The organism is Listeria aquatica (genome assembly GCF_014223975.1).
GTDB classification, from domain to species: domain Bacteria; phylum Bacillota; class Bacilli; order Lactobacillales; family Listeriaceae; genus Listeria; species Listeria aquatica.
The window spans coordinates 377115-396834 of sequence record NZ_JAARRM010000002.1 but is presented as its reverse complement, the minus strand read 5'-3'; the positions used below and the strand labels follow the sequence as shown (position 1 = coordinate 396834).

The following is a 19720-nucleotide window of genomic DNA, read 5'->3' as shown; positions in this document are numbered from 1 at the left end:
GCGTTTAGGAAACACCTGAAACAGGCTTTCTTGCCCGTCTTTTTGGTGGTTTCTCTCGCCTTTAAAAGTGTGCTATACTTAGTTAGAAAAATAATGATTAGCGGGTTTTACGCAATTTTGCTAGAAGGGAATTTTGTGTAAAATCATGATTTTATCCGAACAGGAGTAGAAGCTTTTATGCAAAAAATAAAAAAGTTTTTCCAGTCGGTTCAGTTTCGTCTGGTGATAATTTATCTCTTGCTTATCCTTGTAGCCATGCAGGTTATCGGTGCATACTTCGTTCGCGAACTTGAAGGGCAGCTTGAAAAAAACTTTCAGGATTCTATTAAAAGTAGTACCAAACTGCTGGATTATAATGTTCGTGAAGAGATTTTAAAAAATAGCGATAACAGTGCGCAGTTGCAAACGGATATTCGTGAGTTACTGGTGGATTTTGCGCGGAATAATAGCAGTTTAGACGAAGTTCGAATTGTCGACGATAAAGGAAAAATTCTTGGTACTTCAGACATGGATAATCAGGGGATTGTTGGGCAAAAGTCGACAACGCCGCTGATTAAACGCTCGCTTTCACTTAATACGTCAGAAGATAAAATTTATATGGATGATTCAGACGGGAACAAACGCGTTTGGGTCAATGTTTTGCCGATTAAAAACAAAGATGAAGTGATCGGTGTTATTTATCTTGTTGCGGATATTGAATCGGTTTATACGCAAGTAAACTCAATCACAAGTATTTTTATAACCGGAACTTTAATTGCGATGGTAATCACGGCGGTGCTTGGGATTCTCTTGTCACGAACGATCACAAAACCGCTGATTGATATGAAACGACAAGCTTATGCGATGGCAAGAGGGAATTATAGTCGTAAAGTAAAGGTTTATGGCTTAGACGAAATCGGTCAACTTGCTGAAAGTTTTAACTCACTTACACGGAAAGTCCAGGAAGCACAGGCGATGACTGAAGGAGAGCGAAGAAAGCTTTCTTCTGTCTTGTCTTACATGACAGATGGGGTGATTGCGACAGACCGCCGCGGGAAGGTGATTCTCATTAACTCGCCAGCTGAAAAAATGTTGCGTGTACCGCATGAAAGTGCTAATGGGGAGGCGATTATTGATGTTCTTGATATTGGGGATAGCTACCAATTCGAGGATTTGATGGGGCAAGAAGCAACGATCACTCTTGACCGGAGTACGGTTGAAGAACGCTACATTTTGCGAGTGAATTTTTCTGTTATCCAGCGCGAAACAGGCTTCGTGAATGGCGTGATTGCCGTTTTGCATGATATCACGGAGCAAGAAAAAGTGGATCAGGAACGAAGAGACTTTGTATCGAATGTCTCCCATGAATTAAGAACGCCGCTTACAAGCATGCACAGTTACCTTGAAGCATTGAGCGACGGCGCTTGGCAAGATCCTGAACTGGCACCGAAGTTTTTGGAAGTGACGCAAAATGAAACGGAACGGATGATCCGCCTTGTTAATGATTTATTGAAACTGTCAAGAATGGACGGTGAGCGCGAACAGCTAGATAAAAGTTTCGTAAACTTCACCGATTTCTTTAATCATATTATTGACCGTTTTGAAATGATGAAGAAGGACTCGATTAAATTTAAACGATTTATTTCAAAAGAGCCTGTAATTATTGAGCTTGATGAGGATAAAATTATGCAGGTGCTTGATAACATCATTTCCAATGCTAATAAATATTCACCGGATGGTGGACAAATTTCTTTCTTCTTGAAAAAATTTGCGAATCATATTGAAGTGGCCATCAGTGATGAAGGACTTGGAATTCCGAAAGAAGATTTGAATAAAGTATTTGACCGCTTCTTCCGTGTAGACAAAGCACGGTCGAGAGAAATGGGAGGAACAGGGCTAGGCCTTGCGATTGCTAAAGAAGTAATCCGGGCACATGGTGGCGATATTTGGGCGGAAAGTAACCGCGGCAAAGGAACTACTGTGAAGTTTACCCTGCCATATAGCGACCTTCCGGAGGATGATTGGGAATGAGAAAATTTTCTTATGTAAGAGGATTGTTGCTCACAATTTTAGTTATATTAAGCGTGGTTTTAAGCTATCTAATTTGGAAAGCGCAACCTAATTATGAGTCCATTGATGTGAAAGAAGTCAAAAATACGGCTATTGATAAGCAAAAAACGGCTTCACAAGTCTTTAAGCCGCTTCTTGCTCAAGTAAACCAAGGCGGTTTGCATTATCAAACTAATACAATGGAATTTGTGAACCAACTCGCTACACAAGGACGCAGTTTTACTTTTTCCGAAATTGTCTCCTCAGGTAAAAAAAGCAGTCAAGAATATGATCGCTTAATTCATCAAAATGGGACAGTGGAATTAGTTTATCCAAATAACATTCCGTTCGCGGTTTTCTCGCAGATTTATGAACTTACAGGAAAAGAGCTTGAGTCTGCTTCGTTTAACCGGATTGTTTTTGACACCAATACGACAGAGGCAGGGCTTTATACGGTTTACTTTACGAATGATCGGCTAGATACGGTTTATCAAAGCTCGCTTCCACAAAAAGATATTGCGATTGTGAGAAACTTGGTTGATAATGCCAATGAAGCAGATGGTCTTACGAAAGTGGACGAAGTAAGCACGAGCAATCATACGCTTTTCCTTTCTAAAAAAGCGACAACGCTAAAGAGCAAGAAATACATCATTGATACGATGGATATCAGCTCGTTTACAAAGGCCCTATTTCCTGATGCAAGCTCGGTTAAAAATGAGGATAATTCTTATACGGATGGTTCCAGTAAAATTGTGCTAGATACTGATAATAAAGTGCTTGAGTACATCAATCCTGCACAGGAAAATACGAATCCGGCTGTGCAAAGTGAAATGAAACGAGCAAGTATGATTCAGGATAGTTTTAACTTCATTAATGAGCACTCTGGTTGGACAGATGAGTATTATTTCACGGGTTATAATTTGGCGACAGGAAGTACTAAGTTTAGTATGTTCGTTGATAATCTCCAGGTCTTAAGTGACAATGGTATGTCAGAAATGATAGTGACTGAAGGGCAAGAAGCCGTTTATAAATATAGTCGACCATTTTTCAAGCTGGATTATACAATTCCGCGCGAAAGTGAAAATGTAACACTTCCTTCTTCTAATGCCGTTTTTGAGAAGCTTCAAAGAGAAGGTATTGATATGGATGGCTTGCAAATGATTACACTGGGTTACAAGATGAACTGGTCAGAAGATAAAGGTTTGAAACGCATTGTTGAGCTAAAACCGACATGGATTTATAAGTATCACGGGAAATGGATTGCCGTTGATATGAAGGAGAGGGATTAAAAATGGATTGGAGAAAAACAGAAATCATTTTTATTATCGCTTTCCTGCTACTTGATATTTTTCTTGGTGTGATGTTTTTGAACAAGCAGGCTACAAATGATCCAGATAAACTTGGAAATGATACGTTGCAAGACCATTTGAAAACGGATAATATCACTTATCCAGAGCTTTCTTCAAAGGAAGTGTACGGTGAAGTTTTTACGGCTGATAAAGTGACAATTAATGAAAAAGACGTTTCAAATTTAAAAAACCAAACGATTTCACTTACTAATAATTCCACAGAAATTGTTTCAACGCTCCAAAATCCTGTAAAAACTGGTGGAAAAAAGGAAACGGAAGAATTTAAGAAATTTTTGGAGGATGATGTCTATAAAGGCAGTTCCTATGAGTTTTGGAAATATGATGAGGAAAAGCAAGAATTAGTCTACAATCAAGTGGTTAAAGATGACATGGTGCTGTTTGATACGGCGGGGCAGCTCGTTTTTAAATTAAACAATGACAATGAAATCGTTTCTTACAGGCAAACGCTTCTTGGAAAGCAAGATGATTTGCAAGAAAAGAAAAAGGTGCTTTCTTCGGTGGATGCACTTGAAGCCGTTTATCAACATGGTGATCTCAAAACGGATAGTAAAATCAAACAAGTTGTGTTTGGCTACTATACGACAGTTCAGCTTTCAAGCGGGGACGTCTATTTCCCTATCTGGTGTTTTGAAGTTGAACATAAAGGTATGACGAGCTATTTTCTTGTGAATGCGAAAGATGAGCAAGTCATTAATTTAGATGAGACGAAACAGTAAGTTTTAAGAATTTAGAAGGGAAAACCGCTTTTCAAACTCGAAAAGCGGTTTTCTCTTTGAAATAAAGTGGGTTTGGGTTTTCTTTTTTCATGATTAAGGTTAAAATAGGAAGCGGATAGGAAATGTGCTCGGGAGGTAGAAAGAACATGATGAAAAGCCAAATTTTGACGGAAAAAGAGACCGAGCAAATTCGGTTTAGTATACTTGCGAGCGGCAGTACGGGGAATGCGACTCTAGTTGAAACAGGGGATCAGAAGATTTTGATTGACTGTGGCTTGAGTGGAAAAAAAATGGCTGAATTGTTTAGCCAAGTAGGTCGTTCGATTGAAGATTTAGATGCTATTTTGATTACACATGAACATTCAGATCATATTAAGGGACTGGGTGTTTTAGCGCGAAAATATAAATTGCCAATCTATGCGAATCAAAAAACATGGCAAGCGATGAATGGCATGATTGGAGAAGTAGCGCTTGATCAGAAGTTTGAATTTGGTATGGAAACGGTCAAGAGCTTTGGTAGTTTACAAGTGGAATCCTTCGGAGTTTCCCATGATGCTGCTGAGCCCATGTTTTACATATTCCATAATGGGAATAAGAAGTTTGTAATGATTACGGATACAGGCTATGTGAGCGACCGGATGAAGGGTCATATTGCGAATGCTGATGCGTATTTGTTTGAAAGTAATCACGATGTCGAGATGCTCCGGATGGGGCGCTATCCTTGGAATGTGAAACGTCGGATTCTTGGAGATGAAGGCCATGTTTCAAATGAAGATGCTGGAATCGCAATGAGTGAAGTGATTGGCGACCGGACGAAACGGATTTATTTGGGGCATTTAAGCAAAGATAACAACATGAAGGATCTTGCTCGAATGAGTGTTGGTCAAACATTGAGGCAAGAAGGTATTATTGTTGGAGAAACACTTGATTTATTTGATACTGACCCGGAACAGCCGACAAATCTTTTTACCATTTAAAAAAAGGCGACTTCTGGTCGCCTCTTTTTTTAAATCAAAGAATTTTCATGTTATTTTTTAAAATTAATTTCATGAATTTTTCATATTTGTCATGTAGGATAGAATTATCAAGAGTTGAAACTGTGCAGGAAGGAATGAAATGGTTTGGAAGAAGAGAAAAGAGAATTTGAAAATGCAAATCACCCGCAAGAACCTTTGGATGGAAGTGAAAGAGTAGGGAGCGCTAATGAAGTAAGCGGGACAAGTCAGTCTGAATTTGTTTCACCTGAAGCGGAGCGCTCCTCGGAGTTTGAACAAAGTCGTCAAGCAACACCTGAAACAGGGAGCGTCTCTTATCAAAATGCAGAGCGAAGTAGTGAAAACGAGGCTAGTTCAAATGGTGAAAGTGGAACTCCCCCTATTCCCCCAATCCCGCCAACACGTTCGGGCGGAGGAAGTGGTGACGGAAACGAGCCACCTAAGAAACCACGTGGTAAAGCACTTTTAGGTTATTTCTTAACAGGAATTTTAGGTGTGATTGTAGGTGCAATCATTGTTTTCTTCACTGTTTCGGGGTTAGGCAACGATAATTCGAGTTCGACATCGAGTTCTTTAGGAAATACGAGCTCAACGAAGAACAACACGGTGGAGAAAGTTTCTTACAAAAACTCAACGGATATTACAAAGGCTGTGAGCAAGGTTCAAAATGCGGTCGTTAGTGTTTTGAATTACCAAGCATCGTCCAACTCGCTTGAAAGTGGGATTGGTGGCTTTGGAAGTGGTGGAAGTAGTGGTGGAGATTCAAATGGTTCAGGGTCTTCATCTGAGGAAGAAGCTTCTTCTGGCTCTGGTGTGATTTACAAAAAGGCGAATGGTAAAGCCTATGTTGTAACAAACAACCATGTGGTTGATGGCGCAAATAAATTAGAAGTAACTTTTTCAAATGGGAAAAAATCGACAGCTAAATTAATCGGAACAGATGAATGGAATGATTTGGCTGTTCTTGAAATTTCGGATAAAAATGTAACGAGTGTTGCTAAATTTGGTGACTCTGATGCATTAACTGTTGGGGAAAATGTCATTGCGATTGGTAGCCCGCTTGGAACAGAGTTTTCTGGTTCTGTTACGCAAGGGATCGTTTCGGGATTAAACCGGACTGTGCCTGTTGATATTAATGGTGATGGACAGGAAGACTGGGAAGCAGAAGTTATTCAAACTGATGCGGCGATTAACCCAGGAAACAGCGGGGGAGCGCTCATCAATCTTGAAGGACAAGTCATTGGCATTAACTCAATGAAGATTTCGACGGAAAATGTAGAAGGGATCGGTTTTGCCCTTCCAAGTAATTCTGTGGAACCAATTATTTCGCAACTCGAAGAAAAAGGTGAAGTGACAAGACCAGCACTTGGTGTAACACTTCGCGATGTGGATACAATTCCTGATCAACAACAAAAGAGTGTGCTCAAGTTGCCAAGTAATATTAACTACGGGGCAATGGTTCAACAAGTCACTTCGAATTCAGCAGCCTCAAAAGCTGGACTTAAACAATATGATGTGATCGTAGATATTAATGGCCAAAAAATTACGAATACGGTTGAACTTCGAAAAGTGTTATATAATTCGAATCTCCAAATTGGTGATAAAGTAACGATCAAGTATTATCGGGATGGAAAGGCGAAGACGACTTCGTTAACGCTTGAAGAAGCAAAAACAACCCAACAATAAAACCTGAAAACAGCTCCTCAAAACGAGGAGCTGTTTTTTCGTGCAAAATAAAATTTTTCTGTGGATAAAATGTGGATAGTAAAAATTAATGGACGTGTATCTTGCTAGGAACAGATATTCGGGCACAAAATGTAGATTGAGATTGTGGATATGTGGATGAATTCTGTGGATAAGGTGTGCGTAAACTGTGAAGAAGTGAAAATACTGAAAAATATGGCGGATAAAGGAGTGAGTTTGGACCTTTGAGGAGAATATGTGGATTTCAATAGGTCCTTCATCCTGATTGTGAATGGTCTAGTTGAAAACTAGCTTTTATCCACAATTTCATTGGGATTGGACTTTGAGAAAAAACTAAAAGTAAGTTTGAAATGGCTGTGCAAAGCGGTTTTTGTAGATGTGGAAGAACAGCTTCAACCTGTGGATAAGTTGTGGATAAAGAATTTGGATGAAAATAGATATGGGGGAGAACAAATTTTCTTACACTAAATATGGCTGACCCTGTGGATATGTGTATAATTTTTGTGGATAACCACTGTGGGTAAGTGGCAAATGGATGTGGAAAACAAAAGTGTACTCATTTATTTGGCAATTTGGGTATTTCTACCCTGAAAAGCCATTTTTGATATGAATTTGTGGATTATGATATCCATTTTTATGCCAAATTAGTGTATGATAAGGGAAATAGGAATTTTGGGAGTGGAAAGATGCGAATTCAGATCATTTGTGTAGGAAAATTAAAGGAAAAGTATTTAGCCCAAGGGACCGCAGAATACCTAAAGCGACTTGGCTCGTACGCGAAGGTTATCGTAGAAGAAGTTCCTGATGAAAAAGCTCCTGAGGTTTTGAGCGAAGCGGAAATGGTTCAGGTGAAAGAGCGCGAGGGTGAGCGGATTCTCGGGAAAATTTCAGCAGACACGCACGTGGTTGCGCTTGCGATTGATGGAAAAGAAAAGTCGAGTGAACAATTTGCGGCAGGAATCGACGAATTGATGACTTATGGAAAAAGCAAAATCGCTTTCGTGATTGGAGGCTCTCTTGGCCTAAGTGATGCCGTTTTAACTCGTGCGGACGAAAAAATCTCATTTGGCCGAATGACGCTACCTCATAAGTTGATGCGACTTGTGTTACTCGAGCAAGTGTACCGCGCGTTTCGGATTATGCGCGGGGAACCTTATCATAAGTAACATGAATTGATTTTCCACCTTGATATCCGGTAGTGAACGAAGGGAATAAAAATAAAAGCAAAGACCTAGGAATTTGCCAGATTTAATTGGCCATTCTTAGGTCTATCCTTTTGTAGATTTTTCACATATAATTAAAATTATTTTATAATAGCGTGATTCATCTGAAAAATTATAGCAAAATATTGATAATACCGATTAGAGTTTGTTTAATACCAGCAACTGCTAGACCAACCCAAGCGATAAAGCCTTGTAGAAGTCCCAATTTTTCACCTCCTCAAAAAGTGTATAAAAGTTGTTTTATTACGCGTTTAGATCAGCAAATTGTTTCAGATACGCTAAAACGGTTTGTAGCATTTGTAACCAAAGCATCAACGCTCACCTCCTTACAAATACCAGTTTACAGTGTAACTGGAAGGGATACTGTAGAATAAAAATGAACAATGTTGGTTATTTTAATTCAAAATCCCCAAAAAAATTATTGACTTTTAGCTTGTTTTATAATAGAAGCCCAAATCCCTTGAAATATAGTGTTTTAGGCAGATTTTAATAATAAAATCGGACTAAAATACAATTTTTGTACTGGTAAAAGAAACCTTTATAAAATCCATCAAATGGGATAAAAAATTTTGCTCAGGATATTTTTTGTGTAGTTTTTTTCAATTCAATCAACAATGAAAGCCGGTAAGTCCAAAGTTAGGTTATTTTCCTTGAACCATTTATTATTGTATTAAGTATTTGTGACCTAACTAGGATAGCAAAGGGAAGCCTTCGTTTCTTTGCTAATTTTCTACCACTAAAAAACATGTAGTTGAGATTCTCAACTACATGTTTTTTATGCATATGAATGACTTGAAATACTAAAATGGGTTTAATTCTCCTCCACAAGATCCCGGCGTTTATACCCGATGTATCCTAGTACTAGAAGCACGATGCCGATTGCTGTAACTGTTAGGAAAGTCGGTAAATCGAAGGATTCGCCTGGAAGTTGTGGGAACCAAAATTGGACAGCGGTTTTTGAGAACCAGTCTGGAAGGTCCAGAATTCCGCCAAAGTAATTCAACATAAACGAGTAGCCTAGATAGATGTAAACAAATTTCCCGAGTTTAGGGAGCCAGCCTAGGAATAAGCCGGCGAGGCCAATGAAAAATAAAATGGCAGGGAAAAAGTTGAAGCCGGCGCCAAGGAAATCCCCGAAGTCCATTTTGGAACTGCTACCCATCGAAGAAAGTGCCGCCCCACCTAAGCTTCCTGCGCTAAGAAATAGTGCCAGTACGCCTGCTATGGTTGCTAGAATCACGCTCGTCCAGTAAAGTTTTCCGCGAGTCACTTTTGTTGAAAAGAGTTGGCTGAAGCGTCCGCGTGTTTCTTCTGTGAAAAGACGGTTCATAATTGCGATCGGTAAAATCGCGGATAGGGAAACGAGAACGATCATGATCGTCCCTGTGAACGATTCCTCAAGCGAGATGTGTGAACTGCTAAACATCTGTTTCATTAATGCGTTACCTTCTAAAAAGGATTGCATGTCGCCATAAATCGAGCCGTATGCTGCTCCCATAACGATAAAAGCGATCAGCCAGCCAATCGTAATGCCTTTGTTTAGTTTGGTGAGTAAGCCACGAACAGATAGTAGGCCGCGCCGCGCTTCTCCGCGTCCTTCGTGCTGTGGAATGTAGCCGTCTCCCATGTCGCGCCCGCTTTCTAAAATGAACGAAAGAAGAGTGACTACGATCACGAAAAGTAAGAGGTAAAGGATCGGTAACCAGTTATTTTCTGTGAAAGGGTAGGTGAGATACGTCCAACCCATGGGATTAAATGCGGATAAATCCACATTAGCCGTGTCAGTCGCTGCCCGCAAGATGTAAAGTAAACCTAAGAATCCAAGAGATGCCCCCGTCGTGCCTGATGATGCGGGCATAATTTGTGCGAAAAAGAGCGCAATCGCGGCGCCAAGAAGTCCCGCACCGGCTACAGAGAATCCGAATAAGAAGGAGCCTTCTGCTGTAATTGTATCTGCGCCAAAGCTTGTCATAATGATGCCGATGACTGTGCCAAGGAGTAAGTTGATTAAAAAGGTTTCTTTCATAACAGCGAGTGAATTCGCTTGGCGTCCAACGCTAAATGAGCGGACGAGTTCTGTTAAGCCAAGGTCTTCTTCTTTACGTGTGTGGCCTACGACGTGCAAAATGGAGATGACTGCTGCAAATAAACCGCAGAAAAGTAGCATTTCATTGGCATACATTGCACCTAAAGTATAATCCCCAGCTCTTGCGATAGGGGTTGGCCCGACCATCGAAATCATCGCCGGATTTTGCATCGTTTCGTACATGCCGATCAGTCCCGTCCCTTTGCTGATTTCTTCAAAGGCGGGAACGTAAGCGCCAGAAAAGAGTCCGAGTCCTCCGACCCAAAAAATGATTTTCTTCCAATCTCGTTTTAAATATTGGATGAACAGGAGCATCCAACGTGAAAATTTCTCATTCATTCTAATTTCCCTCCTCCGTGTCGCCTAAGCTTCGTAATGCCGCATGAATAAGTCTTCAAGCGTTGGCGGAACGGATTCGAATTTCATTACGCCGAGTTTAGCTGCGGTTGCTAGGATTTCATTCATTGCGGTATGGTCTGCTGAAAATGTCGCCTCATCGTCTTTTTGAACGAAATCATGAACGCCATCCAAGTTTTTAAATGTCGCTACGTCTTCTTTAGTTTGAACGGTGATCGTAGAGCGTGTTAAGTGACGAAGTTCAGTGAGCGTTCCAGTTTCTACGACTTTTCCTTGGCGAATAATGGCAATTTTATCTGCAAGGCGTTCCACTTCACTTAAAATGTGTGAAGATAAAATGATTGCTTTTCCTGCTTGCTTGATTTTTTCAACTTCATCTTGGAAAATGGCTTCCATTAGTGGGTCGAGCCCAGATGTCGGTTCGTCAAAAATGTAAAGGTCAGAGTCAACGGAAAGCGCCGCAATTAAACCAACTTTTTGCCGGTTTCCTTTTGAATAGTTTTTGGCTTTTTTCTTCGGATCGAGTTCGAATTTTTGAATAAGAGCATCACGCTTGGCTTTATTGCCGTTTCCATGCAGTTTCATGAATAAGTCGATGATTTCTCCGCCGGTTAAGCTGCCCCAAAGAGCGACGTCTCCTGGAACATAGGAGATGCGTTTGTGGATTTCAAGACTGTCTTTCCAAACGTCTTTGCCGAAAATCTCAGCTTGGCCTCCGTCACTATGAATAATACCAAGCAAGGTGCGGATCGTAGTGGACTTTCCGGCGCCATTTGGACCGATAAAACCGAGGACTTCTCCTTGGTTTACGGTGAATGAAACATCAGATAATGCGTGGAATTTGCCGAATTTCTTTTGCAAATGTTCGACTTTTACAATTTCTGCCATGATTTTTTGATACTCCTTTTTTTAAGTTTGATGATAAAATAGAATGAGATGACTTTCTTAGGTTTAAAATTACCCGTATTTTCTATTTTATAAACTGAAATTCTGATTTCAGGACAATAATATTCCATTTCGCAGCACTTGTCAATCAAAATTTTTATAAATTTTACGACTGTTTTCTGCTTGATAGTTTATTAAATGGACTATATAATAGGAAGAGAAAATAATATAAACTGAAAAGTTGATAATAGTTTATTATATAAATGAGAGGTTGAAGAGTGATGAACGGATTTGAAAAACGCAGCGAAGAAAAAAGAAAGCAAATTTTAACCGCTACTTTTGATTTAATGAATTCTCCTCAGGGCGTTGAAAGTGTGACTATTGATGAAATTGTCAAGCAATCAGGCGTTAGCAAGGCAACGATTTTTAAGTATTTTGGTAGCAAGGATAATTTGATTCATCAGGTATTTATTGAGTTTATGACAAATATGGCGGATTCAGCTAAAGCAATTATGGCAGAAAATCGACCGTTTGAAGAAACGCTGATTGCCATGAGCCAAAATAAGATTCGTTATCTAGAAAAAATTGAACATCAGTTTTACATGGATTTAATGGGTTATTATACGCAGAAGGAAGACCGTGATTTATCGCTCTTGATGGAAACTTACACAAAAGAAAGTTTTAGCATTATGCTTGATTTATTTCACCGCGGTCGTAAAGAAGGAAAAGTGGATTTAAGGTATTCGGATGAATTTTTAATGCTATTTTTTGAGGCGCTTGTCGAAGGGATTTCGAATCCGAAAATCTATGATAAAATTTTGCCATATACAGAAGAATGGACAGAAATTATTGTTAAAGGAATTGCCCCAAGCAAGAAATAGGAGGTTTTGCGTGGATGAATGAAAAAGTATATGAGTATGACTCGGAAATTTTTGAAGCGGAAGTTGGAAAAGGTGGCGCATATACGGTGTTTCCTTATGATGTGCGCGAGGAATTCGGAAAAGGTCGCATAAAAGTTAAGGCAAGCTTTGACGGGGAGCCTTATGAAGGTAGTATTGTTAATATGGGTGTTAAAAATGAAGATGGTTCGGTTTGTTATATTTTGGGTATCCGAAAAGATATCCGCGCGAAAATCGGGAAAACGATTGGTGATACGGTTCATATAATGGTGCAGGAACGAATTTAAGAAGGGAAGTCTTTTTGATGGAATATAAAACTTTGAATAATGGGTTAAAAGTGCCGGTGCTCGGGTTTGGCGTGTTTCAAATCACGGATCAAGATGAAGCGGAACAAGCGGTTTTACATGCGCTTCAAACGGGTTACCGGTTGATTGATACGGCTGCTGTATATTTGAATGAAGAAGCGGTTGGCCGAGCGATTCAAAAAAGTGGCATTCCAAGAAGTGAAATTACTTTGACAACGAAGCTATGGATTACGGATGCAAGTTATGATGGGGCGATGCGAGCTTTTGAGCGTTCGACGAAAAAGCTCGGGACGGATTATTTGGATATCTTTTTAATTCATCAACCGTATAATGATTATTACGGGGCATGGCGGGCTTTAACGGAACTATACAAGGCGGAGAAGATAAAAGCAATTGGGGTTTCTAACTTTTCTACAGGGCGACTTACGGATTTGATTTTAAATCATGAAGTGAAACCGGTACTTGACCAAATTGAACTCCATCCGTATCGCCAACAAGCATTGCAACGCGATACGGCGGCTCATTTTGATGTTGCGATTGAAGCTTGGAGTCCGTTTAATCAAGGGAAAGATGGCATTTTTGAAGATGCTGTTTTGACGGAGATTGCAAAGAAACACGGGAAGACGGTTCCGCAAGTGATTTTGAGATGGCAAACGCAGATTGGGAATATGGCGATTCCAAAGTCAACGCATTTAGAGCGGATCAAAGAAAACTTTGCGATTTTTGATTTTAAACTTACAGAGGAAGAATTGCAGCAAATTGCGAGCTTAGATCGTGCGCCAAATAGCGCAGGACCACGTGAAAATTATCAACTTGTGGAACGGCTAAATGGAATTACTTTGGAATAAAGAGATAAGAGCTACCAGTAGAAGGCTATTGGTAGCTTTTTTATTTTAGTTAAGTATAAGTTTACAAAGAAAAGAAACGCGTGGATAAGCATTGTACGGAAGCAAAGGGAAAATGGATAAAGTTAATGGAAGAGATTTTAAAGAAGGGCGAGATCAGCTTAGGAAAGGTCAGGGCGCTAGCGAGGAGCTAGCGCTTTTTGGCGTTTAAATTCTTGCGAAAGTTGGTTATAGGGTTATTAATGGAGGCGTTTTTTATTATAATTAAAAATGTAAAATAATATAAGTTATGGCGTGCGTGCTTGGGGAACAAACCACTTCTTGAGTGATTGTCCGTCTCTGTGGACATAGATTGACGTGTAAACGCATACAAAACTCTTATAATAATAACTGTGAGGTGGTTGAAATGATTTTTAGTACAAACGAGAGCAACTTATTAAATGTATTAAATTATGAAACATTTACTTCAGCCGGTGAGTTAGCAAGTCAACTTTTCGTTTCAAACAAAACCATTTATCGATTAGTGAAAAAAATCAATGACATTGTGCAAGTTGATTATCAAAAACCGCTTATCTTATCGGAAGCGGGCAAAGGTTACATTTTGAATCCAGAATTCATCAATATCAATATTCAACAGTCGATCGACTATAAAGAGGAAAATCAGTTAAATGATTTACTGCTATCGTTAATGTATAAACACCCCAACAAAAAAAGTCGCGAAGCTTTTAAGTTTGAATATGTAAGTGAAAGTACGGCAGAGCGGCTTATGAAAAAATTAGAAGAGCGATTGCTTTGCTATCGCATTAATCTTTACATGAATCAGGATTATGTTTGGATTGAGGGGAAGGAACAAGATATTCGAAAGGCGATTCATGAAATTATTTTGGAAACACACAATTTGAATGCGCTTGGGGAAATTGGGATCGAACTTGATGAATTTGATAAGTATTTTCTTGATAAGCAGTTGGCGCTTCTTGAGGAAACCATTGGCGAAACAATCAATTATCCTTACGACATCACGCTTTATACGCATATTTATATGTTGCTCAAACGTTATCGTGAGGGGGATGTTGCTTATCTCAAAAGGCAAGAGCCGCTGGAATTCGATGAGTTGCAGCTGCTTGATACCAATAGAAGGCTAGCTAATGTGGCTAGGCAAATCAAAGGGAATATTGAAAGTTATTTGAATCTCGAATTAAGTGAAATGGAAGAATTCTTTATTTTCCAAAATCTATATTCGATTAATATCCAAGAAAGAGAAAGCAGTAATGTAGACAAAAGTTTAGCAGAATTAATCTCCAATCAGTTGATAACTAGTTTTTTCAATATCTCGGATAAGTCACTCTTACCAAGTTGTCGCTCACTGTATGAGGATATTTACCAGCACACGCTCCCGATGCTTAGCCGCCTAAGAAGCGGCATCACGGTAGAAAATAATTTGCTGGAAGAGGAGAAAGTGGAATATCGAGATACTTTTTATAAGCTCAAGGCTATTATTTCGGAAATCAACAAGGAGCTGACTTTTGAAACAAAGATTAATGAGGAAGAGATTGGGTATCTCACGCTTTACTTTGAAAAATATAAGTTAAGCAAGAACAAAGCCAAAAATGTGCTGTTAGTTTGTTCAACAGGGATTGGAACATCGGAACTGCTAAAGATTCGCTTAGAAAAGAATGTCCAAAATATCAATATTGTGGCTACGATGAGTCAAAGGCAGATGAAAAATAATAAGGCGTTTCTGGATGAAAACATTGATTTGATTCTTTCGACTTTACGAGTCCCACTAAATTCAGTAAATCTTCCAGTTTTAACAATAAGTCCATTATTGACAAGCCAAGATATACAGAAAATTAATTACATGATAAAGGAGACTTAATTATGGAAAAGGTTGTATTAGAAGAAGTCATTCATAAAGAGTTGATTTTAATTAACTCAAAGGCGGGAAATAAGGACGAGATTTTGAGGGAGCTTATTCATTTGCTTCATGAAAATCACTATATTGCAGATGAAGCGGCTTTTTTAGAGGATGTATATCTGCGGGAAACGGAAGGGGAAACGGGAATTGGTCAAGGAATCGCTATTCCACACGGGAAGTCTGCTTCAGTTGAGACGACAACGATTGCGGTGGCTACGCTAGAAAAACCGATCAAGTGGGAAACGCTCGACGGTGAGGATGTTGAAGTGATCATTTTGTTCGCAGTCAAAGATTCGGATATCAACACGACACATGTGTTACTCCTTCAACAAGTGGCAACTCTGCTAGCGGATGAAGACTTTTTAGATGATTTAAAGGGAGTTACGTCAGTGGATGAAATGTATCAACTGATTACTAATAAATAAAATACAAAAGGAAAGTAGGAGAGGAAATTATGTTAGTATCTGGAAAAGAAATTATGGCGGTAGCAAAAGAAAGAAAATTCGCGGTTCCGGCGTTTAATGCGGGATCTGGTCAACTTTTAAATGCGGTGATGGAGGCATGTGAAGAAGCTAAGTCGCCAGTTATGATCGCGATTCACCCTGATGAATTAAGCTTTTTAACTGATAGCTTTGTAGATCAAGTGAAGTTCTTAGCGAATCATACTAAAATCCCGGTTTGTATCCATTTAGATCACGGGGCAAGCTATGAACAAGTGATTCATGCGATTCAACTTGGATTTACATCGGTTATGATCGACGCTTCCCACTTGCCTTATGAAGAAAATGTTGAGATTTCGAAAAAAGTAGTGGCTGCAGCGCATCCGGTGGGGGTTTCTGTTGAAGCAGAACTTGGAACGATTGGCGATACGGGGAATACGGTTGAAGGCGGCGTAAGTGAAGTCATTTATACCGATCCGAAAGTGGCTCAAGACTTTATTGATAAAACAGGCGTTGATAGTTTGGCGGTTGCGATTGGAACGGCGCATGGTATTTATCCGAAAGACGTTGATCCTAAACTACGTCTCGATATTTTGGAAGAAATTGAAAAAGCAACGGATATCCCGCTTGTTTTACACGGAGGTTCAAGCAACCCAGACGAAGAAATTGCCAAAGCTGTAACGATGGGGGTAAACAAAATTAATATTTCAAGTGACATCAAGATTGTTTTTGCGAATAAGTTGCGCGAAATTTTAAATGGGGGTAACTCAGAAATTCGCGAACCGAACGTTCTTTTCCCGAAATGTATGGAAGAAACGAAAAAAGTCGCACTTGAAAAGATTAAATTGTTTAATTCGATCGATCAAGCCAAACATTATTTTAACTAGAAGGGGAGGTTGGACTGATGAAAATTGTTGGTATTGCAGCCTGCACGGCAGGTATTGCGCATACTTATATTGCGAAGGAAAAACTTTCTAAAGCGGCGGAAGATAGAGGACACGAAATTCATATCGAAACGCAAGGGCTTGCTGGGACGCAAGATGCGCTCACACAGCAAGACATTGATGCCGCGGATATTGTGATCATCGCAGCGGACATCAAAGTGAATGGTCGGGAACGATTTAAGGATAAAAAAGTTGTAGAAGTGCCAACGAGTTTAGTGGTTAAATCGCCGACTAAATTGGTTGAAAAAGTAGAACAGGTTTAAAACAAAAAATAAGCAAGGTGCGTTACGGAAACCAATGTGCCTTGCTTTTAGGAGGTAAAATAATGAAAGCGCTTAAAAATATCGGTTTTAAAAAGCATCTGATGACAGCCATTTCGTTCTTTCTGCCGATCATAGTGGCTTCTGGTTTCTTGCTTGCAATTGGGAACATGACAGGTGGAGCAAATATTGAAAGCTTCAAGGATGGCTTTTCCTTCTCTGATGCCTTAACAACGATGGGAGGATACGGGCTCGGCTTACTGCCAATGATCGTTTCGACGGCGATTGCGTATTCGATTGCGGATAAGCCAGGTATTGCGCCTGGACTAATCGTTGGGATGGTAGCAAATGGAATTGGTACAGGCTTCCTTGGTGGCTTAGTGGGCGGTTATATTTCAGGTATTATTGTGGTTTTATTAGTCACTTATATTAAAGTTCCAAGCTGGATGGAAGGTTTGATGCCGACGCTTGTGATTCCATTTATCAGTACGCTTCTGGCTGGAATCGTGATGTATTATGTCGTCGGAACGCCAATTACGTGGTTTACCGAAATGCTGACTAATTACTTAGGCAACTTGAATACATCTTCACTTTTTGTATACGGAGCGATCATCGGCGTGCTCGCTTCGATTGACTACGGCGGGGCGATTAATAAAGTGGTGTTTGCCTTTGTTTTCGCGCTCTTTTCTGAAGGGATTTATGAACCGATAACGGTGTTGATCCTCGCTTCAATGGTAACGCCATTCGGACTTACAATTGCTTATTTCTTAGGTAAAGTGGTTCGTAAAAATATCTTCAACAAACAAGAAGTGGAAACTTTGAAAACGGCCTTTCCGATGGGAATCTGTCAAATTACAGAAGGGTGTTTCCCGATTGTTTTAAATGACTTGTTGCGTTGTGTGATAGCTACTGGGATCGGCGGAGCCGTTGGAGGAGGTTTAAGCATGCTTTGGGGAGCAGATAGCCACATTCCGGCATCTGGAATGTTCGCTGTTCCAACGATGACAAATCCATGGGCATTCCTTGCTGCACTCACGATTGGTTCGCTTGTAACAGCCGTTTCCATTCTGGTTCTTAAAAAGCGAGTCGATCCGAATGCAGAAATTATTGTTGAAGAAAAAGAGGAAGAAGAAATTTCTTGGGACGATCTTAAAATTAATTAATAGCTAGGAGTGGAAGTACATGGATTATCAAGCGCGAATAAAGCAAGCTTTTCTAGATTCTGGGATTGCGTTCACGGATGAAGAGCTAACAAGCATTGACTACGCAGACTTTGGATTAAACCGGTTGGAAACAGAAGGATTGAATTTAATTGTTTATGTCAATAACGATACTTACTGTGCGAAGGAAATGGCGCTTTTACCGGGGCAGACTTGTCCAGAACATCGGCATCCAAGACGAGGTGTGAACCAGGAAATTGAAGGAAAACGTGAAACTTTCCGCTGCCGCAAAGGAAAAGTCTATCTGTATGTGGAAGGCGAGGAAAATACGAAAAGCATCAAAAGCCAAATTCCGGAAGGACAAGAAGCCTATTATACGGTTAGACACGAAATTGAGCTGAATCCTGGTGAGCAATTTACGATTGAGCCAAACACACTTCACTGGTTTCAAGCTGGCGAAGAAGGGGCGATTATTTCTGAATTTTCAACGCCAAGTGATGATCCAAGCGATATTTTTACCAATCCAAATATTAAACGTGTGACGGAATAAAGAGTTGGCAGACTTGGACTTATCTCGAGTTCAAGTCTGTTTTTCTGGAGTGAAGCATGAAAACTTACCAAATTGAAAATGATGAAGTTCGGATAGAGTTTATAGCACGAGGCGGCTGTTTAACGAAAATGATCAATAAAAAAACGGATACCAATTATTTAATCCATTATGCGGATTTGGATGAATACCAAACGAATCCTTACTTTCTGGGAGCGACGATTGGTCGAAATGCCGGACGGACTTCTCCACCTTTTTACACAAATGCGGCGGGGGAAAAAGTGGAGCTTGATTGTAATGAGGGGAAGCTTCACTTACATGGCGGACAAAATGGCCTGCACTTTCAAGAATGGAAAGTAGAAAGGCTTCACGGTTCTGCCTATGAACTTAACTTTGTGGATACCGCATCACCGTATGAAAATATGCAATTTCGGCTCGTTTATAGGCTAGAGAAAAATCGGTTTCGTATCGAGATGTACGGCAAAGCGAATATACCAACCATCTGCAATTTAACCAATCATGCTTTTTTTAATTTGAATGCGGATAAAACAACTATTGAGACGCACCAACTGAAAACGGCAGAGGCGAGTTTGCAGCTTATTGATTCTGAGTTTGTTCCAACGAAAGGTTATGTCGATTTCGGAGATGGGGAGCCTGATTATGCGCCGTTTAACTTTAATTCTCGTGCGGAAGTGGGGAAAGCCTTTCAACTTGGAACAGAGCTATCCGAGATTTGCGCAGGAGGAATTGATTTGGCGTATTGCTTTAAAGAGCCAGACGATATTGAAATGCCTAAAATTGAACTAACAGATGATACGGAAACGAATCAACTTGTAATTCGTTCGAACCAAGAAGCTTGTGTGATTTATACAGCCAATAAAATCACAGCACCGACTCCTATAAACATCGGGCGTCACATGACCAAGTATCAAGGGATCACTTTTGAAATGCAGCGTAAACCCAATTATGTTCACGAAGCGATGGAGTATTTAACAGACGATTATTATACATTCACAGAGTATGAAATTCTTTAAAAAGGAG

The 19720-nt window shown here is 39.9% G+C and carries 18 protein-coding genes; 16 read left to right on the top strand and 2 right to left on the bottom strand.

Annotation, left to right across the window (positions count from 1 at the left end; genetic code table 11):
- Positions 1-177: 177 nt before the first annotated feature.
- From walK to rlmH, 6 genes are all read left to right on the top strand, one after another.
- Entirely contained in the window at positions 178-2010 is a 1833-nt protein-coding gene (walK, locus tag HB912_RS07820; protein WP_185373548.1) for a cell wall metabolism sensor histidine kinase WalK, read from the top strand.
- Positions 2007-3317 (top strand): YycH family regulatory protein, encoded by a 1311-nt coding sequence (locus tag HB912_RS07815; RefSeq protein WP_185373546.1) that lies wholly within the window; start codon positions 2007-2009, stop codon positions 3315-3317. Before walK ends, HB912_RS07815 begins: the two co-directional genes overlap by 4 nt.
- A gap of 2 nt (positions 3318-3319) precedes the next feature.
- Positions 3320-4114, top strand: a complete 795-nt coding sequence (locus HB912_RS07810) for a two-component system regulatory protein YycI (RefSeq protein WP_185373544.1) — start codon at positions 3320-3322, stop codon at positions 4112-4114.
- Positions 4115-4260: 146 nt separating this feature from the next.
- Positions 4261-5091, top strand: a complete 831-nt coding sequence (locus tag HB912_RS07805) for an MBL fold metallo-hydrolase (RefSeq protein WP_185373542.1) — start codon at positions 4261-4263, stop codon at positions 5089-5091.
- A 144-nt stretch (positions 5092-5235) separates the two neighbouring features.
- Positions 5236-6795 carry a trypsin-like peptidase domain-containing protein gene (locus tag HB912_RS07800; protein ID WP_185373540.1) on the top strand — a complete coding sequence of 520 codons (1560 nt, stop codon included), beginning with the start codon at positions 5236-5238 and terminating at the stop codon, positions 6793-6795.
- Positions 6796-7499: 704 nt separating this feature from the next.
- Positions 7500-7979: a 23S rRNA (pseudouridine(1915)-N(3))-methyltransferase RlmH gene (gene rlmH, locus HB912_RS07795; protein ID WP_185373538.1), complete on the top strand. Its 480-nt coding sequence runs from the start codon at positions 7500-7502 to the stop codon at positions 7977-7979.
- Positions 7980-8847: 868 nt separating this feature from the next.
- On the opposite strand, the gene HB912_RS07790 is transcribed toward rlmH, so the two are convergent.
- Positions 8848-10461, bottom strand: coding sequence for an ABC transporter permease (locus tag HB912_RS07790; RefSeq protein WP_185373536.1), 1614 nt, complete (start codon positions 10459-10461; stop codon positions 8848-8850).
- A gap of 24 nt (positions 10462-10485) precedes the next feature.
- Entirely contained in the window at positions 10486-11367 is an 882-nt protein-coding gene (locus HB912_RS07785; protein ID WP_185373534.1) for an ABC transporter ATP-binding protein, read from the bottom strand.
- A gap of 278 nt (positions 11368-11645) precedes the next feature.
- Here HB912_RS07785 and HB912_RS07780 point away from each other — a divergent pair, with 278 nt between their 5' ends.
- The 10 genes from HB912_RS07780 (at position 11646) to HB912_RS07735 (ending at position 19713) form a co-directional block, all read left to right on the top strand.
- A complete protein-coding gene (locus tag HB912_RS07780) occupies positions 11646-12245 on the top strand; it encodes a TetR/AcrR family transcriptional regulator (protein WP_185373532.1) in 600 nt (199 codons plus the stop codon).
- 14 nt (positions 12246-12259) lie between these two features.
- The gene (locus HB912_RS07775; RefSeq protein WP_185373530.1) at positions 12260-12550 is read left to right on the top strand and encodes a DUF1905 domain-containing protein; all 291 of its coding nucleotides are present in this window, start codon (positions 12260-12262) and stop codon (positions 12548-12550) included.
- 17 nt (positions 12551-12567) lie between these two features.
- The gene (locus tag HB912_RS07770; protein ID WP_185373528.1) at positions 12568-13416 is read left to right on the top strand and encodes an aldo/keto reductase; all 849 of its coding nucleotides are present in this window, start codon (positions 12568-12570) and stop codon (positions 13414-13416) included.
- Between the two features lie 403 nt (positions 13417-13819).
- Positions 13820-15289, top strand: a complete 1470-nt coding sequence (locus HB912_RS07765; protein WP_185373526.1) for a BglG family transcription antiterminator — start codon at positions 13820-13822, stop codon at positions 15287-15289.
- A gap of 2 nt (positions 15290-15291) precedes the next feature.
- Positions 15292-15753 carry a PTS sugar transporter subunit IIA gene (locus HB912_RS07760; protein WP_036070243.1) on the top strand — a complete coding sequence of 154 codons (462 nt, stop codon included), beginning with the start codon at positions 15292-15294 and terminating at the stop codon, positions 15751-15753.
- 29 nt (positions 15754-15782) lie between these two features.
- The gene (locus HB912_RS07755; protein WP_036070245.1) at positions 15783-16655 is read left to right on the top strand and encodes a ketose-bisphosphate aldolase; all 873 of its coding nucleotides are present in this window, start codon (positions 15783-15785) and stop codon (positions 16653-16655) included.
- A 17-nt stretch (positions 16656-16672) separates the two neighbouring features.
- Positions 16673-16975, top strand: coding sequence for a PTS fructose transporter subunit IIB (locus HB912_RS07750; protein ID WP_036070246.1), 303 nt, complete (start codon positions 16673-16675; stop codon positions 16973-16975).
- A gap of 62 nt (positions 16976-17037) precedes the next feature.
- Entirely contained in the window at positions 17038-18135 is a 1098-nt protein-coding gene (locus tag HB912_RS07745) for a PTS fructose transporter subunit IIC (protein ID WP_185373524.1), read from the top strand.
- 19 nt (positions 18136-18154) lie between these two features.
- A complete protein-coding gene (locus HB912_RS07740; RefSeq protein WP_185373522.1) occupies positions 18155-18682 on the top strand; it encodes a D-lyxose/D-mannose family sugar isomerase in 528 nt (175 codons plus the stop codon).
- 56 nt (positions 18683-18738) lie between these two features.
- A complete protein-coding gene (locus HB912_RS07735; RefSeq protein WP_185373520.1) occupies positions 18739-19713 on the top strand; it encodes an aldose epimerase family protein in 975 nt (324 codons plus the stop codon).
- Positions 19714-19720: the final 7 nt, after the last annotated feature.

Bases quoted from the DNA above. Each gene is read 5' to 3' on its own strand.
- HB912_RS07740 (WP_185373522.1), top strand. From the start codon at position 18,155: ATGGATTATCAAGCGCGAATAAAGCAAGCTTTTCTAGATTCTGGGATT.
- HB912_RS07810 (WP_185373544.1), top strand. From the start codon at position 3,320: ATGGATTGGAGAAAAACAGAAATCATTTTTATTATCGCTTTCCTGCTA.
- HB912_RS07775 (WP_185373530.1), top strand. From the start codon at position 12,260: ATGAATGAAAAAGTATATGAGTATGACTCGGAAATTTTTGAAGCGGAA.
- HB912_RS07785 (WP_185373534.1), bottom strand. From the start codon at position 11,367: ATGGCAGAAATTGTAAAAGTCGAACATTTGCAAAAGAAATTCGGCAAA.
- HB912_RS07760 (WP_036070243.1), top strand. From the start codon at position 15,292: ATGGAAAAGGTTGTATTAGAAGAAGTCATTCATAAAGAGTTGATTTTA.
- HB912_RS07790 (WP_185373536.1), bottom strand. From the start codon at position 10,461: ATGAATGAGAAATTTTCACGTTGGATGCTCCTGTTCATCCAATATTTA.
- HB912_RS07805 (WP_185373542.1), top strand. From the start codon at position 4,261: ATGATGAAAAGCCAAATTTTGACGGAAAAAGAGACCGAGCAAATTCGG.
- HB912_RS07780 (WP_185373532.1), top strand. From the start codon at position 11,646: ATGAACGGATTTGAAAAACGCAGCGAAGAAAAAAGAAAGCAAATTTTA.
- rlmH (WP_185373538.1), top strand. From the start codon at position 7,500: ATGCGAATTCAGATCATTTGTGTAGGAAAATTAAAGGAAAAGTATTTA.
- HB912_RS07745 (WP_185373524.1), top strand. From the start codon at position 17,038: ATGAAAGCGCTTAAAAATATCGGTTTTAAAAAGCATCTGATGACAGCC.
- HB912_RS07815 (WP_185373546.1), top strand. From the start codon at position 2,007: ATGAGAAAATTTTCTTATGTAAGAGGATTGTTGCTCACAATTTTAGTT.
- HB912_RS07765 (WP_185373526.1), top strand. From the start codon at position 13,820: ATGATTTTTAGTACAAACGAGAGCAACTTATTAAATGTATTAAATTAT.
- HB912_RS07770 (WP_185373528.1), top strand. From the start codon at position 12,568: ATGGAATATAAAACTTTGAATAATGGGTTAAAAGTGCCGGTGCTCGGG.
- HB912_RS07750 (WP_036070246.1), top strand. From the start codon at position 16,673: ATGAAAATTGTTGGTATTGCAGCCTGCACGGCAGGTATTGCGCATACT.
- walK (WP_185373548.1), top strand. From the start codon at position 178: ATGCAAAAAATAAAAAAGTTTTTCCAGTCGGTTCAGTTTCGTCTGGTG.
- HB912_RS07755 (WP_036070245.1), top strand. From the start codon at position 15,783: ATGTTAGTATCTGGAAAAGAAATTATGGCGGTAGCAAAAGAAAGAAAA.
- HB912_RS07735 (WP_185373520.1), top strand. From the start codon at position 18,739: ATGAAAACTTACCAAATTGAAAATGATGAAGTTCGGATAGAGTTTATA.